Origin of the sequence: Arachidicoccus sp. BS20 (assembly GCF_001659705.1) — a bacterium.
Lineage (GTDB): Bacteria > Bacteroidota > Bacteroidia > Chitinophagales > Chitinophagaceae > Arachidicoccus.
Genome location: NZ_CP015971.1, coordinates 2,093,697 through 2,109,416, shown reverse-complemented (window position 1 = coordinate 2,109,416; position 15,720 = coordinate 2,093,697). Strand labels below are relative to the sequence as shown.

The 15,720-nt window shown below is 39.5% G+C and carries 12 protein-coding genes; 8 read left to right on the top strand and 4 right to left on the bottom strand.

The features are described from left to right. The first annotated feature begins 42 nt into the window (after positions 1-42). Positions 43-1,506 (top strand): peptidylprolyl isomerase, encoded by a 1,464-nt coding sequence (locus A9P82_RS09505; RefSeq protein ID WP_156522654.1) that lies wholly within the window; start codon positions 43-45, stop codon positions 1,504-1,506. An 81-nt stretch (positions 1,507-1,587) separates the two neighbouring features. Continuing rightward, positions 1,588-2,739 (top strand): hypothetical protein, encoded by a 1,152-nt coding sequence (locus tag A9P82_RS09500; RefSeq protein ID WP_066207217.1) that lies wholly within the window; start codon positions 1,588-1,590, stop codon positions 2,737-2,739. An 11-nt stretch (positions 2,740-2,750) separates the two neighbouring features. On the opposite strand, the gene A9P82_RS09495 is transcribed toward A9P82_RS09500, so the two are convergent. Beyond that, on the bottom strand, positions 2,751-3,125 hold the full coding sequence (locus A9P82_RS09495) for a winged helix-turn-helix transcriptional regulator (protein WP_066209798.1): 375 nt from the start codon (positions 3,123-3,125) through the stop codon (positions 2,751-2,753). A gap of 101 nt (positions 3,126-3,226) precedes the next feature. Between A9P82_RS09495 and A9P82_RS09490 the strand changes: the two genes are divergently transcribed. Next, entirely contained in the window at positions 3,227-3,886 is a 660-nt protein-coding gene (locus A9P82_RS09490; protein ID WP_066207214.1) for an NAD(P)H-dependent oxidoreductase, read from the top strand. A 205-nt stretch (positions 3,887-4,091) separates the two neighbouring features. Continuing rightward, positions 4,092-6,320: a phosphoribosylformylglycinamidine synthase subunit PurL gene (gene purL, locus A9P82_RS09485; protein ID WP_066207211.1), complete on the top strand. Its 2,229-nt coding sequence runs from the start codon at positions 4,092-4,094 to the stop codon at positions 6,318-6,320. A 716-nt stretch (positions 6,321-7,036) separates the two neighbouring features. On the opposite strand, the gene A9P82_RS09480 is transcribed toward purL, so the two are convergent. Both A9P82_RS09480 and A9P82_RS09475 read right to left on the bottom strand, forming a co-directional pair. After that, a complete protein-coding gene (locus A9P82_RS09480) occupies positions 7,037-7,717 on the bottom strand; it encodes a hypothetical protein (RefSeq protein ID WP_066207208.1) in 681 nt (226 codons plus the stop codon). A 36-nt stretch (positions 7,718-7,753) separates the two neighbouring features. Then, positions 7,754-8,461 carry an HmuY family protein gene (locus A9P82_RS09475; protein ID WP_066207204.1) on the bottom strand — a complete coding sequence of 236 codons (708 nt, stop codon included), beginning with the start codon at positions 8,459-8,461 and terminating at the stop codon, positions 7,754-7,756. 188 nt (positions 8,462-8,649) lie between these two features. Here A9P82_RS09475 and A9P82_RS09470 point away from each other — a divergent pair, with 188 nt between their 5' ends. After that, entirely contained in the window at positions 8,650-8,979 is a 330-nt protein-coding gene (locus A9P82_RS09470; protein ID WP_066207201.1) for an antibiotic biosynthesis monooxygenase family protein, read from the top strand. 184 nt (positions 8,980-9,163) lie between these two features. Here A9P82_RS09470 and A9P82_RS09465 read toward each other — a convergent pair whose 3' ends face one another. Continuing rightward, positions 9,164-10,153, bottom strand: coding sequence for a helix-turn-helix domain-containing protein (locus tag A9P82_RS09465; RefSeq protein ID WP_156522653.1), 990 nt, complete (start codon positions 10,151-10,153; stop codon positions 9,164-9,166). Between the two features lie 270 nt (positions 10,154-10,423). Here A9P82_RS09465 and A9P82_RS09460 point away from each other — a divergent pair, with 270 nt between their 5' ends. The 3 genes from A9P82_RS09460 (at position 10,424) to A9P82_RS09450 (ending at position 15,685) form a co-directional block, all read left to right on the top strand. Next, entirely contained in the window at positions 10,424-12,784 is a 2,361-nt protein-coding gene (locus A9P82_RS09460) for a TonB-dependent receptor plug domain-containing protein (RefSeq protein WP_066207192.1), read from the top strand. 183 nt (positions 12,785-12,967) lie between these two features. Continuing rightward, complete coding sequence (locus A9P82_RS09455) at positions 12,968-13,942, top strand: ribonucleotide-diphosphate reductase subunit beta (protein WP_066207190.1); 975 nt, start codon at positions 12,968-12,970, stop codon at positions 13,940-13,942. 33 nt (positions 13,943-13,975) lie between these two features. Continuing rightward, positions 13,976-15,685, top strand: a complete 1,710-nt coding sequence (locus A9P82_RS09450) for a ribonucleoside-diphosphate reductase subunit alpha (RefSeq protein ID WP_082915298.1) — start codon at positions 13,976-13,978, stop codon at positions 15,683-15,685. Positions 15,686-15,720 lie beyond the last annotated feature (35 nt).

The following is a 15,720-nucleotide window of genomic DNA, read 5'->3' as shown; positions in this document are numbered from 1 at the left end:
ATTGAATTAAGAATAACGGAAACTATTTCCAAATACTTACTTTTGAAATTATGTGCAGCAGCACAATACAATAATGTTTACAGCATGACGAAAAAGAGTTTACTGCTTTGCATGGCAACAATACTGATGGTTACTGTATTTGGACAAAAGCAACAAGATACATCCAAAGTAGTTGCGGATAAAATTATCGGGCAGATAGGCAGCGATATTATTTTAAAATCCGAGTTGGACGGAGACCTTTTGCAACAAAGAGCAGCAGGTAATCAGAATGTTGCCGATTGTGAATTGCTGAAATATCAGATTATTCAAAAAGCCTTGGCAATTCAGGCAAAAACAGTCGATTCACTTCCCGTGGATGATGACCAGATAGAGAGTGAATTTCAGCGCAGAGTCAATTATTTCATCCAATATTATGGTAGTCGTGAGAAAGCAGAACAAGTATTTGGTATGACCATAGACCAGTTTCGTCAAAGCACATGGCAGGATATGAAAAACCAAATTCTGGCGGGTCAGGAACAAGCGAAAATCACACAGAATGTAACTGTTAGCCCGGAAGAAGTAAGGGCATATTTCAATGCGATTCCTAAAGACAGTCTTAAATATTTTGAAAGTCAGTACACAGCCAGTCAAATTGTAATGTATCCGATTCCGAACAACGATGTGGTCAATTTTATAAAAGGTCAGTTGGAAGACTGGAAAAAACAGGTGGAGAGTGGTAAAGCCAACTTTGCTGATTTAGCGAGAATTTATTCGGAAGACCCATCGGTAAAACAAAACGGCGGCTTGATGACAATTAACAGAATTGACGATAAAGGCACCCTCGACCCTGATTTTTTTAATGCGGTTTTTCGCTTGCGCGAAGGGCAGATTTCGCCGGTCATAAAAACACAGTTCGGTTATCACATTATTCAAATGGTAAGTCGTGTCGGCAACACTGCAACCATTCGCCACATTCTTAAAAAACCACCGGTAACACAGGTAGAAATTGATGAATGTATTAAGCGCATGGACAGCTTACGCGGTCTGTTGACGGATAAAAAATTAGACTTTGCCGTGGCGTTCAATATGTACAATGAAGATAAAAATGCCAAGTATAATGCAGGCGCTATTACCGGAGGATATCCCAATAATCCCATATCGCCATTTACCATTGACCAGTTGTTGGACAAAGATGTGGAGAAGGTCATAGGAACATTGAACCCCGGCGAATATTCTGCTCCGCAAATATTTACCGACCCATCAACACAACGGCAGGCTGTACGCATTATTTATCTGCAAACGCGCACCAAACCGCACAGGGAAAATCTGAATGATGATTATATAGAAATCCAGGAGCAGGCTTTGATGCAAAAAAAGCAAAGAGTAACAGAAGATTGGCTTACCAATCATATGCAGGATTTTTATATCAGGTTAGATCCGGCTTATTCCCATTGTACCGAGATAGCAAAATGGGTGCAAAATTCCAACGAGCGCGTGGAGCATTTTTCTTCCACCAAAATTCGATAATAAAGTCGTAATTATACAGATTAAAAAAGCCGGATATAATATGTCCGGTTTTTTTTGCGTTTATTACTTAAACGCCCTTATATGCCAAAAAAATGTTTACTGCTATGCTGCGTTTTTTTGTTTGTATATGTAGCACACGCACAAGCAGATTCTATAACAACTGGTTTCGTTTTAAAGCGAATTGCATCTTTACAGGTAAAGCAAGACAAACTTTTTCTTTCCGGAAGCTATCCTACATACATTAATAACAAGCAGCGTTGCACAATAAGGAAAGGCGATATTAATATTTTTTACAACCTTGTGATTGATGTAACGCTGAAAAAATTAAGACCTAAATTAGATAAAGAACAACAAATTTTGGTGGACACTTTGCTCGCGCGTTCTGCAAAAATTTATCCGAGGTTTCTGAATAAATCAAGAGGCAGCTATAATTTTTGGCTGCGCGATTCAGCATACAGATTTCCTTTATCGTGGTGGATTCCGTTGATTAAAAAAGATGGAAATGTTCCTGACGATATGGACGATACCGCACTCGAACAATTGGTTAATACAAATGATTCTGCCGAAGCATTGCATCAAATGATGCAGCAGTTTATCCACTTTCCGAATAAGAAAATAAAATCTGCCGACAAAAAATACCGTAGTTACAATGCATATTCCACCTGGTTTGGAAAGAAATTTCCTGTGGTTTTTGATGCGGCTGTTTTGTGCAATATTCTCACATTTGTACAGACCTATAATCTGGCTTGGACGCACGCCGATTCCGCTTCTTTGAAACTGATTGAACAAGTGATTAAAAACGGAGATTATATTCAAAAACCATTGGAAATTGCACCCAATTATGGAAAGACTTCCATTTTGTTGTATCATTTTTCGCGCTTGATGGAAGTAAAAAAAATCCCTTCCCTCGATTCGCTGAAACCCTTGCTGGTAAAGGAATCTCGTGAGCTACTGGTTTCTTCAAAAAATATTTTGGAACAAATTATTCTCGCCAATGCTTTACATAGATTCGGCGAAAAAGCAACTATTGTATTGCCGCCAAAAAATGAAATGGAAAAACAAATTGAACAAAATGATTTTCCTTTTGTCATCGGCAACATTCCGTCTTATTTTTCAAACACCTTTAAAAAGTTGTTTTATAAATCTGGTTGGTTATTATATTACTATTATTGTCCTGCGTACAACGATGCGTTGCTGTTGGAGTATTTGGTAAACAAAGAAAACAATCCGTAAAAATTAGTGTTTCAATGTTTATTTGTTTCGGATAAATTTTCTTTATGCTCGTTGCCCCATTTTTCAAGGCTTTGTAAAACGGAAAATAATTTTTTTGTGCTTTCTGTCATTCTATATTCCACGCGCGGCGGCACTTCGGGAAAAACAGTTCGTTCAATCAATTGATCGTTTTCCAGTTCGCGCAATTGTAATGTAAGCATTCTATCCGAAATGTTCGGGATATACTCTTTCAATTCTGAAAAGCGTGTATCGCCTTTAGCAAGCGCATAAATAATCTTCAGCTTCCATCTTCCTGAAAGAATAATCGTTGCATACATCGAACCGCAAGCTTTCATTAAAGCTTCGCGATTAATACTATTTGTGCTTGATAATTTTCGTTTTGCCATACTTACAAAATTGTTCGCTGCTAACAACTCGCTGCTTCCTTGCATAAGAAGAATCAGACAAATAGTTTTGCATTCATCTTTTAAAATGTAAAACTACAACAATGAACATTCTTATTGTCTTAGCTCATCCTGAAGAAAAAAGTTTTAACGGCGCCATGTTTCGTAAAGGCATTGAAACATTGAGCAATGCAGGCCATGAAGTAAAAATTTCCGATTTATATCGAATGAATTTTAATCCCGTTTCGGACAGAGGAAATTTCACGAGCATGAAAAACGAAGCCGTTTTTAATCAACAAGCTGAAGAACTTTTCGCTTGTGAAAACGATTCTTTCGCAGATGATATTTGTGCCGAACAAGAGAAAATCATTTGGTGCGATGTAATGATTTGGCAATTTCCGCTTTGGTGGTTTTCCGTTCCCGCGATGTTGAAAGGTTGGGTAGACAAAGTTTTCGCAAAGGGCAAATTTTATGACAACGGAAAGATTTTCGGCAATGGATTTTTAAAAGGGAAAAAAGCTATCTTGTCTTTAACCGCAGGCGGACCCGAAAAAAATTATGTTTCTGATAAATACGGAACGATTGAAGAAATTTTATTACCGATTCAACGAGGCGTTTTACAATTTACGGGCTTCTCGCTTCTGCAACCCGAAATACATTATTCGATAGAAAGAATCAGTAACAAAGACAGGCAACAGATTTTGGAGAATTGGGCTAAGCGGTTGGGAAATATCGAACAAGAAATAAGCTTAGAACACGTTTAAATTAATCTCTATTTTGCATTTAACTTAACCTGCTGCTTATTTCCTCACGGTTATGCAACTAGTCCTGTGAAGCAATGAAGCTGGCAAACAGCACGTTGTTTTCGGATATGATACTCTCTGCAATTATCAAAAAAAATTGGGTAAATTCGGTAATCCCATTATATAATAATAATTTTGCAGCGCATTTCACAATCAAAAAATCTCAATGGAAATCACAGCAAAACACGCCGAAGAATTACGTTTAACAGCCGAAGAGTTTGAGTTGATAAAACAAAAACTCGGACGCACGCCCAACTTTACTGAACTCTGCATTTTCAGCGCCATGTGGAGCGAACATTGCAGTTATAAAAACTCCATCAAATGGCTGAAAACTTTGCCGCGCGAAGGCGGCAGAATGCTCGTAGCCGCAGGCGAAGAAAACGCCGGATTAATGGATATGGGCAACGGCTACGGTGTGGTGTTTAAAATTGAAAGCCATAATCATCCAAGTGCGATTGAACCTTTTCAAGGCGCAGCTACGGGCGTTGGCGGTATTCAGCGCGATATTTTTACAATGGGCGCAAGACCGATTGCATCTTTAAATAGTTTACGCTTCGGAAACCTGGAAGATAAAAAAACGCAGCGCTTGCTGGCGGGCATCGTTCACGGCATCGGGCATTACGGTAACTGTTTTGGGGTGCCGACTGTTGCGGGCGAAATCTATTTTGAAGATTGTTATCATACCAATCCTTTGGTCAATGCGATGAGTGTGGGCATTGTGAAAGCGGGTAAAACCGTGAGCGCCACTTCGGGGAATGTAAAAGGTAATCCTGTTTTCTTTGTCGGCAGCGCAACAGGAAAAGATGGCATCGGCGGGGCAAGTTTTGCATCTGCAAACATCACGGAAGAAAGCGCAGAAGAATTGCCTGCGGTGCAGGTGGGCGACCCTTTTCAGGAAAAGAAATTATTGGAAGCTTGTCTGGAAGTAATTGAAACAGGCGCAGTTGTGGGAATGCAGGATATGGGCGCGGCGGGCATTATTTGTTCCACTGCCGAAATGAGCGCCAAAGGCGGGGCGGGAATGCACATTGATTTGGACAAAGTTCCTACACGCCAGCAAAATATGAAAGCATGGGAATTATTACTCAGCGAAAGCCAGGAAAGAATGTTATTGGTGGCGGAAAAAGGTAAAGAGCAAGCCATTTTAGACGTGTTTGAAAAATGGGATTTGCCTTGCAGTGAAATCGGTTATGTAACCGACGACGGCTTGCTGAAATTCTATATGAACGGCGAACTCGAAGCGGAAGTTCCTGCGGAAGAATTGGTGCTTGGCGGCGGCGCTCCGCAATACACGCGCGAATTCAAAGAGCCTGCTTATCTCGAAAAAAACAAAGCATTTTCTATCGATTCGATTGAAGATATTAAAGACAATGCAGAACTGAAAGCTGTTGAGGAAAAAATGATTACCAATCCGAATATTGCCAACAAAAGATGGGTTACGGTTCAATACGACAGCATGGTAGGCACAGCAAATACGCAAACCAACGCGCCAAGCGATGCGGCGGTTGTTCTGGCAAAAGGAACGGGCAAAGCATTGGCAATGACAACGGATTGTAACGGTCGTTATGTATTTGCCAATCCGAATGTCGGCGCACAAATTGCGGTAGCGGAAGCGGCACGAAACATCGTGTGCAGTGGCGGCGAACCGATTGGCGTAACGAATTGCTTAAACTTCGGAAATCCTTATAATCCCGAAGTATATTACCAGTTTGTGGAAGCCGTCAAAGGAATGGGCGAAGCTTGCCGGAAATTTAACACGCCTGTTACGGGCGGCAACGTAAGTTTCTATAATCAAAATCCTTCCGGCGCGGTGTATCCGACGCCAACGATAGGAATGGTGGGCATTCTGGATGATGTCGATAATAAAATGACGCTCGATTTTAAGCAAGCCGGAGACTACATTTATTTAATCGGCGAAAGCAAAAACGACATCGGTTCTTCGGAATATGTACATAAAATAAAAGGTGTGGAATATTCCAATGTTCCAGCGTTTGACATAGAGGAAGAATTGAAAGTGCAGCAAGCGGTTGCTTCTTTAATTAAAAAGAAATTGCTTGCCAGCGCACACGACATCAGCGAAGGCGGATTAATGACGACGCTTTTGGAAAAAGGTTTCAACCGGAATTTAGGATTTGAGGTGGGGAATTATTCTCTTTTAAGAAAAGACGCTTTCTGGTTTGGCGAAGCGCAAAGTCGTGTAGTGGTAAGCGTTTCAGAAGAAAACGCCGCACCTTTTGAAGCGGAAATGGAAATTTCGGGATTGATATTTTCACGATTGGGAACTGTTACTTCCGGCGAAGTAATTATTGATGGAAATGATTGGGGAAATATTTCCGAATGGAAAAATAAATACGATACAGCAATTGAAAATATTATCGGAAATCCGAAGCAATAATTGTTGGGAGATGCAATGTAAATTTTAATTATCTTCGTGAGAGCGTTGAAATTTAATTGAACTTATACAAGGGGAACGCCGGAAAAAAATCTTTCTGCCCGGAAAGAGTGAAGCGTATTGATAAGACAGACAGCATCCCCCGAAAAAAAATTGTTTGTTATCTGTATGGAGTACCGGCGGCGTTGGTAACTTTTCATTCCGGTATCAGTACGAAAGGGCGCGCATTGCGGCGAGACGGCAATCAAAGCAACGATGGTGACTCGAGACACTGTCGTTGCTTTTAATATTAAAAGGCAATACGCATTTTTACTATTACAATCTGCGACCAACATTTTATCTCACAATCATCATACGATTTTGTGTTGCTTTTCCGCCGAATTTTCTTGGATAGAAAGAAAACGACAACATAAAGTATTGTCGTAATCCGTTGGTAACAGTAGTTCCGATGGTGTTTTGATTCAGAAAGTCAGTATGTTTTTATTCTGTCCTAATAAGTCAAAGGCTGTGAATTTCAGTTCGGTTTTGGCAACAGCCAATCAAATTAAATTAAAGTTGAGTGTGTTTATATGATAAAATGAGTGGTATAACAAACCGCGGATAAGCGATTTAAATATTAAAACCGCGGGAGATATTTACAAGAAGAAGGCAAGACTTGTCGTGTCTTGCCTTCTATAAGAATATTTCACAATAAATAATTTTATATGAGTTTCTCTAAACTAATTCAACTTCATATATTCAAAATGGTAGTACGGAAAATTTAACGCTGCTGTCGCAGCATTCGGTTGACCGCCCGAATACATGCTTACGATGTGGAACTTGTAATAGTCGCCGGTAGATTTATTGGTAATTATATAAGTGCGCGTGCTGTATGCCTGTACAATATGCGTAGTAGCGTTATATATATACCAACCTGAAGCGGTGGGAACCGAATCATTGGACGGATAAGTATTATTCATACCTGCCAGTCCTGTCGGTATGAATGTTCCGCCTGTGGTATCCGTAACATCTTCGAATGATTTGTTGATGAATGCAAGCTTGTATTTGGATGTATCTACGGTTAATGCGTATGATTTGTTAAATGAAATATCATAATCTGTGGAATCTCCTTTAAAGCCCGACAGGCTGTAATAAAAATTAGCATTTTTCGTAGCAAAGGCAAAAGTATCCGTAGTATTAACACCTGTGCCTTGTGTAAAATTGCCCACATAAAATGTTTTTTCCGCAATCAGCGTAAGATATCCTTTGGTATAACTGTTATCCAACGAAATAGTATCGCCTATTGACATCCCGTTATCCCCGTTATCGGGAATTGATGTGTTACTATCATTTTTGCTGCAAGAAAATGCCATAATTGTTACGGCTGCCAATAATGCAATGTTTGTTAACTGTTTTTTCATTTTGATTTTAATTAATATTAGATTTATTTGTTTATATTAAGAATTTGAAGACGTCGTAAGATTCGTGCTGCCGTCTTTTTGCAAAAAGTAACGGAATGAAAGATAGGGAGCCGGCCAATATAAGTCTGTAACTACCGCCGGGTGGTCTTTATAAATACTGATAAATTCTACTTTCCCATACAATCCGTCACTCGTTTTGAAGATAAATGTCCTGTCGGTAACTGCAACGCAAATATGATTATTAGTGCTGTAATAAAACCACCCTTGTCCATCCCCCTGGTCCCACCCGATACTCTGCATCGCTGCGGCTTTCATTGCATCGTCGCTTGGCGCCGCAGTTACCTTATCAAAGGCAGTATTTATTGCCATAATAATGAATGAGCCTGGACCTCCGTAACCGAGTGTGTTCTGATAGCTGCCGTTATTGGGAATCACTATGGAATTATATTGTGCCGTAAAGGCAATATCCCAGTTTCCCGTAACGTATTGTGCCGAGTCGGCAGCGGTTTTCAATAAATGAGATTCGCCTGTAGAAAAATCGAATAAAAGCGGGTAGAATGCCCTCTGTGTTTTACCCTCTTCAATACCCACCGATGCAGCGGTATCGCCTGCGAGATTATAAACGTATGTTCCCTGACCGGCGGCACCCGCATCGGCAGATGTTGCATTGTCTTTGCTGCATCCCCAAAATACGGATAAAGCAATTATTAATACTCCGCATTTGTTTAAAACTCCTTTAATCATCCTTTCAGTTTAAAATGCAAAAGTCGCAACACTCGTTTACCAATATGGGAAATACTGACCAAGCGTTTACCATATAAGGTATTTTTAATAATTTCAAGAAATACCGTATTCGGTAAATATTATTCCCCCTATTTAAAATGACATTATTATGACATTTCTATTTTTGTGAGAAATAAAAAATTTAATGTATGAAGAAAAATTTTGCAGCTATCAACTACATAAGTTGTCTGCCCGAATTTGAAGAAACTTTTGAAGAATTATTTGCAACCAGAAAAGGTGCAATCGATAAAGAACCGGGATTTATAGATATGGAAGTTTTAAAACCTGCAAAGCAGGGAGAGCCTTATCTGATACTAAGCCACTGGGATTCAAAAGAAGCATTTGAGAATTGGACAAAATCAGAAGCTTTTTTGGAAGGGCATAAAAGAGGTTTTGCTATTTTGGAACAAGCCAAAAAAGAAGGCAAACCGGCTCCTATGAAAAGCGATTTTAAAGTTTACCAAATTATTGCCGAGTAGTGATTGGTCGGATAAGAGAGCTGCTCAATCGGCCTGTATTTTCCAAAACGCGAAAAAAATACGGAAAATGGTTTTTCCTGTTGATTTTACTTAAAATCATCAGTTGGATAATATTCGCATTATGGATAACAAAATAAAAGAGGGATGTATGATTTCCCTCTTTTATTTTTTATGCCGCAACCCGCTATTTTACTTTATTGGGCGGAAAACCGAAATGCTTTTTAAAGGCTCTGGAAAAATGCGATATCCGGTTGTATCCGGTAAGACCGGCAACATCGGAAATACTATAGCCGTCTTTCAAAAACTGCATGGCTTTTTCCATTTTGAATTGCAACAAGTGAGCAAACACTGTTGTTCCGAATACGATTTTAAAATGTTTTTTGAGATAAGTATCATTCGTTCCTACACTATGTGCCAAATCAATCAGCCGGCATGGTTGATTATGATTTTTTTCAACAATTTCTTTTGCCAGATACATTCGCTCAATTTCTTCTTTCGTTAGTTTTTTATCGGCTTCTTTGTAAGAATGCGTGTTACAAACTTCTTCAAACTGCCTGAGTTGCAGAGAAATAAGCTCTATGGTTTTTGCATGAATGTACAAGCGTTTTAAATGTCCTGTCATCGGACAGTTAAGCATTTGATACAAGATGGCGGTACATTCCGTTCGCAACGGAAGATTGTTTTTGCCCAGCGCACAGTCGCCGCTGCCTTTTTGTAATTTTTCGATTCGGTCATGTATAGGATGGCTTTCAGGCAAAATATGATTAAAGAAATGCTCGGTTACTCCAAGTTCAAAAGATTCCAGTTTTTGGTTGCCTTGCCATTCTATGCACATATCGCCTTTGGGCAAATGCAGGTAATTGTATTGAAGCGATTTTAAATTCAATGCTTCTTTTCCCGAAGATTTTATTTTATATTGTTTGGAGCCGAGAATATTGAAGCTGAGCTGAAAATATGGCGTTTCATTACATAAAGTGATTTCTTGATTTCTTTGAGAAAAAACATTGTAATAACCCAAGATAATTCCGTCGGGAGTTGAAACCTCTTTTACAAAGCCTTTTTTGCTTCCTGTATTATCCGATAAATTTCTCTCGGTTTCTTTTATACTGTCCAGATGTGATAAATGCTGAATATCAAATCGGCATATTTTAGAAGAATCTGTATAAGGAGTCATTTGCTTTTTGTTTTTATCGTCAACCAATAAATTAAGTAACCGGAAACTTCGTATTTTTTTTATACTTTCTACGTAGGATTCCGGCAACAAGAATTTCTATGCTTACAGCTTTGCCCGGACACTTAGGAGATATTAAATCATGTAGTCATTCTTGTTCGGCAAAATTATGACATAGCAATGACAAAACATACCTGAAATGGTAAACACAATAGGATTTATACCGTATCCGGTAAATTACCGCAGGTAAATTTGCCTTTTGGGTAAAATATTATGAGGTCGAAAAATAGCGTCATCGAATGGGCGGTAACAATTTTATTTTTATTAGGGGCGGCAACTGCAAACGGCCAATATACATTTAAGGGTAAAATATCCGGAGCAATAAAACAGAATGACACTTTGGTTGTCCGTCTTAAAAACGATAAACATTCTTTTAGCCGCAAAGTAATATTACCCCATAATCGTTTTTACTTTACAAATATCCCGCACGGACATTACATTGTATCTGTTTTACAGAAAGAGACCCCGCATATTATCGGCTCGTTTAATATTGATAAAAATATTGAACAAAATATTACGCTTCAACATACCGATTCTTTGAAAGACGTTGAAGTTCAAGCATCCGAATCCGGCAGTAGACCAAAGAATGATGACCTGATTTCCTACAACATGATTACAAATGCAAAAAGCCGGGTAAGTAAACATCAAATCGAAATGTCAGGAGCTCAACGCTTAGATGATGTGCTGAAAGAACAGCCCGGTATTGCTGTAGTGAGCGACCTTGGAGCCGGCAACCGAGCCGTAGGAATACAAATGCAAGGCTTCAGTTCGGAATATATAAAAATATTGTTGGATGGGATGCCGATTGAAGGGCGCATGAACGGGAATCTTGACCTTTCCCGCTTTGACGTTCAAAACATAGACCACATCGAAATAACGAAAGGAGCTACCTCAACGCTTTACGGCGCTGATGCATTAGGCGGCGTAATCAACATTATTACAAACCAAAATATCAGCAGCAGACAACTTTCCGCAGGTATTAATTACGGCAGCTTTAATACGCTTAACGCAAATACTTCGTTTGCAAATCCTTTCGGAAAAAGAAAAAGCTTTTATCAGATAAATGAAGATTTTTATAAAACCGACGGTTTCAATGCCAATCCTCAATATTTGCTTGGCGGTCAAACGACGCCGCCCTATATAAGCAATACATTACAAGGAAGAATGCTGCTGGATATAAGCGATAAAGACCGTATAAATATCAGTACAAGGTATTCATTTCGCAACAGCTCCATGTGGAGAAATTACGGAGATAATTACGTAACGACAGATAAGCTGAATGATAATGACGTAAATGTTTTGGCTTCATGGAACCATAATTTCAGTAACCGTTCCCGTTTCCTGCTGAGATATTATTTAACGCATTATTATTCCGGTGAAGAAGTTGCATTGCAAAACAGTAACAGCGCATTGCAAACATTCCGTTTCGGGGAATGGACTAATCAATTGGAAGCACAATATCTTGCACATTCAGCCGATGATAAATGGCAATCTGTTTCAGGCGCAGGCATCGAATTAAACCAATTGAACGGATATGAGAATGAACAAAGCGGCAGGCAATATGATTATTTCGGATATTCACAAGTACAATATATGCCCGCCGAAAGATTAAAACTAAGCGTCGGCGCACGTGCAACAGGTAATTCAATATATGGAGGAAAAATAACGCCTGCCGCGGGAATAGAATGGAAACCATTGGCACAATTAACCATTCGTCCGTCATTCGGAATGGGATTTAAGTCGCCGACATACACACAAATGAATCAAGTGTTTACAAATCTTACCCAAGGCTACACAGTAATCGGAGCCAATGTTTTATCATCTTCTTTAGCGGCATTGGATTCTGCCGGGCAGGTAAGCAGTATATGGCCTATTGCATCTTCAATAAAAAATCTTAAAGCAGAAACATCCCACAGCTACAATATAGATGCGAAATGGACCGCCGGAAATAAACTAAGCTTTGAAGCGAATATATTTTATAATCATATCAAAAATATGATTTTTACCGAACAAATAGGAATCAAAACAAACGGAGCGCAAATATTCAGCTATATTAATCTTGCCCGCGTGGTAAATAAAGGCTTGGAAATTAACGGTTCCTGCAAGTTGTTTAAAGGAATTCATTTTGCGGCGAATTATCAATTGCTGTATTCTCAAGATTTATCTGTTTTAGATTCCATAAAAGCAGGCAAATTGACTGTTCGAGCCAATCCGGTTCGCACTGCATACGTAAGCGATTATTTCAATCTACCGGTTCGCAGTCGTAATATGTTGCAATTGCAACTTTATTATGACGATAATCATTCTCGCTGGGGCGGCTCGTTCAGAGCAAATTACAGAGGTAAGTACGGCTTTTTGGATTTGGACAACAACGGTTTTATTGATCCTTACGATATTTATGTAAACGGCTTCTGGCTCTTGAATGCAAGCGTTCAATATACTTTTCTTCGGAACAGAAATTTAAGAGTACAATTTTCGATAAACAATATCAATAATGCAATCAACTACCTGATACCTTATCAATCAGGAAGAAGTTATAAGATTGGAATTCACTACAATTTATCTTTTAAGTAAAAGATTGAAAAAAGAATAGATTATTATGCACACTTGTTGATTTCTTTCTTTAAAAAAAGATGAATAAATGATGAACTTTGATTTTACTCCGTAGCGGAGAACGCAATTCATTTAATCATATTCTATTCTGTTGTGTGTTAGCAATAATGCATGAGGGATTTTTACACTAAAAATATTTAAGTTATGGGTTTATTTGACAAAAGGGTGCAATACAAACCGTTTGAGTACCCGGAAATATTAAAGTTTACGCAGGCAATTAACACTTCGTTTTGGGTGCATTCCGAAGTGGATTTTACGGCAGATACGCAGGACTTCCATTCTACTTTGAGTATTCCGGAACAGAACGCCATCAAAAACAGTTTGTTGTCCATTGCACAAATCGAAGTTGCGGTAAAATCGTTTTGGGGCAATTTGTATCATCATTTTCCGAAGCCCGAAATAAACGGCTTAGGCGCCACTTTTGCCGAATGCGAGTTCAGGCATTCGGAAGCCTATTCGAGGCTTTTGGAAGTGCTGGGCCACAACAATCAGTTTGAAAGCCTGCTGCAAGTACCGGTAATTAAGGAACGTGTGGCTTATCTTTCGGAAGCCTTATCCACCGCAGGTTCCAGCGATAAAAAAGAATATGCTTCCGCACTTATTTTATTCAGCATTTTGATTGAAAACGTAAGCTTGTTCAGTCAGTTTGCCGTAATACTTGCATTTACACGTTTTAAAGGACTGATGAAAAATGTAAGCAACATTATCGCATGGACTTCGGTGGACGAACAGGTTCATGCCAATGCAGGTATTTTCCTTATCAATAAACTGAGAGAGGAGTATCCCGATATTTTTTCCGCTTCCACTATTGAGCACGTACAGGCTATTGTAAAAAAATCTATCGACACGGAAGCCAATATTCTCGACTGGATTTTCAGTGAAGGCGAAATTGAAATTATCAACAAAAAAGATTTGACCAACTTTATGAAAAAGCGTGCGGATGAAAGTTTGGTACAAATAGGTATTCCTGCGGTTTTCAATGTTACCGCCGAAGAAATCAGTCCGATGCTTTGGTTTGAAGAAGAAGTTTTTTCCAATACACTTGACGATTTTTTTGCAAAGCGCCCGGTAGAATATACCAAGTTTGACAAAAGTATTTCGGCACACGACCTATTTTAATTTATAACAATCATATTTAAAAATACAATTATCATGAGTAACTTATTTGAAACCATATTACCCGAAGCGGAATCTTCCGCCGTTGCAAGCGACAGCTACGAAAAGCTGTGGTGGAAAAACGAAGAAAGCGAACGCATCCTGAACAGTGGTTATCTGCTGAAAGGCGAAACCGTAGAAGGAGCCATAGAACGTATTTGTGCTGCCGCAGCGCAACGCCTGTATAAACCTGAACTAAAAGATGCTTTTAAAGAAATAGTGGAACGCGGCTGGATGAGCCTAAGCTCGCCGATATGGGCAAATATGGGAACGGAAAGAGGCTTGCCTATTTCCTGCTTCAACGTGCATATTCCCGATAATATCGAAGGCATTACGCACAAGCTTGGAGAAGTAATTATGCAAACCAAATTAGGCGGTGGTACTTCTGCCTATTTCGGTGCGTTGCGCGAAAGAGGAAGTTCTATCACGGACAACGGAAAAAGCACGGGAGCCGTGAGTTTCATGCGTCTTTTCGATACGGCTATGGATACTATTTCGCAAGGCGGCGTACGCCGCGGCGCGTTTGCCGCTTACATGGACATTGACCACGGCGACATCGAAGAATTTCTTTCTATAAAAGATATTGGTCATCCTATACAAAACCTGTTTTACGGCGTATGTATTCCCGATTACTGGATGCAGGATATGATTGACGGCGATATGAAGAAAAGGGAAATTTGGGCTAAAGTATTGGAAAGCCGCCAGCAGAAAGGATTGCCTTATCTTTTCTTTTCGGACAATGTGAACAGAAACAGACCGCAGGTATATAAGGATGCGGACCTTACCATACACGCAAGCAACCTGTGTTCCGAAATCATGCTTCCGTCAACGGAAGATGAATCATTTATTTGTTGCCTTGCATCCATGAATATTGAACTTTATGACGAGTGGAAAGATACCGATGCCGTTAAGCTCGCCATATTTTTCTTAGATGCCGTGTTGCAGGAATTTATTGCAAAATCGGAAGGCAACTTTTATCTTGAAGCGGCGCATCGTTTTGCCAAAAGACATCGTGCATTAGGCTTAGGAGCGTTGGGCTGGCATTCATATTTGCAGAAAAATATGATTCCTTTTGAAGGATTAAGGGCAAAGCAATTGACTACATCCATATTCAAAGACATTAATGAAAAAGCGCTAAAAGCAAGCCGTGACCTTGCGTGGATTTACGGCGAGCCGGAATTGCTCAAAGGATACGGAAGACGCAATACTACGCTTTTGGCAATTGCGCCTACAACATCTTCTTCCGCGATATTGGGACAAACATCTCCGGGTATAGAGCCTTTCAGCAGTAATTATTATAAAGTAGGATTGTCCAAAGGCAATTTCATGCGCAAAAACAAATACCTCAAAAAATTGCTGGAAGAAAAAGGTATTGATAATGAAGATACATGGAGAAGCATTATGCTCAATCACGGCAGCGTGCAACATTTAAACGAACTTACACCTGAAGAAAAAGAAGTTTTTAAAACGTTTAAAGAAATAAGCCAGTTGGAGATAATTCAGCAGGCGGCTATTCGCCAGCAATATATCGACCAATCGCAAAGCTTAAACGTGAATATTCCGGCGAACCTTCCTATCAAAGAAGTAAACAAGCTTTTTATCGAAGCATGGAAACTTGGAATTAAAACGCTTTACTATCAGCGCAGCCAAAGCGTTTCCAAAGAAATGGTTACGAATCTGGTAAGCTGTAAAAGTTGCGAAGCGTAGTTGTTTCGCAAACTTTAAAGAAAAAACAGAGCAGG

Coding starts and splice junctions, on each gene's coding strand:
- A9P82_RS09475 (WP_066207204.1), bottom strand. CDS start 8,461: ATGATTAAAGGAGTTTTAAACAAATGCGGAGTATTAATAATTGCTTTA.
- A9P82_RS09470 (WP_066207201.1), top strand. CDS start 8,650: ATGAAGAAAAATTTTGCAGCTATCAACTACATAAGTTGTCTGCCCGAA.
- A9P82_RS09490 (WP_066207214.1), top strand. CDS start 3,227: ATGAACATTCTTATTGTCTTAGCTCATCCTGAAGAAAAAAGTTTTAAC.
- A9P82_RS09460 (WP_066207192.1), top strand. CDS start 10,424: ATGAGGTCGAAAAATAGCGTCATCGAATGGGCGGTAACAATTTTATTT.
- A9P82_RS09495 (WP_066209798.1), bottom strand. CDS start 3,125: ATGGCAAAACGAAAATTATCAAGCACAAATAGTATTAATCGCGAAGCT.
- A9P82_RS09465 (WP_156522653.1), bottom strand. CDS start 10,153: ATGACTCCTTATACAGATTCTTCTAAAATATGCCGATTTGATATTCAG.
- A9P82_RS09455 (WP_066207190.1), top strand. CDS start 12,968: ATGGGTTTATTTGACAAAAGGGTGCAATACAAACCGTTTGAGTACCCG.
- purL (WP_066207211.1), top strand. CDS start 4,092: ATGGAAATCACAGCAAAACACGCCGAAGAATTACGTTTAACAGCCGAA.
- A9P82_RS09500 (WP_066207217.1), top strand. CDS start 1,588: ATGCCAAAAAAATGTTTACTGCTATGCTGCGTTTTTTTGTTTGTATAT.
- A9P82_RS09450 (WP_082915298.1), top strand. CDS start 13,976: ATGAGTAACTTATTTGAAACCATATTACCCGAAGCGGAATCTTCCGCC.
- A9P82_RS09480 (WP_066207208.1), bottom strand. CDS start 7,717: ATGAAAAAACAGTTAACAAACATTGCATTATTGGCAGCCGTAACAATT.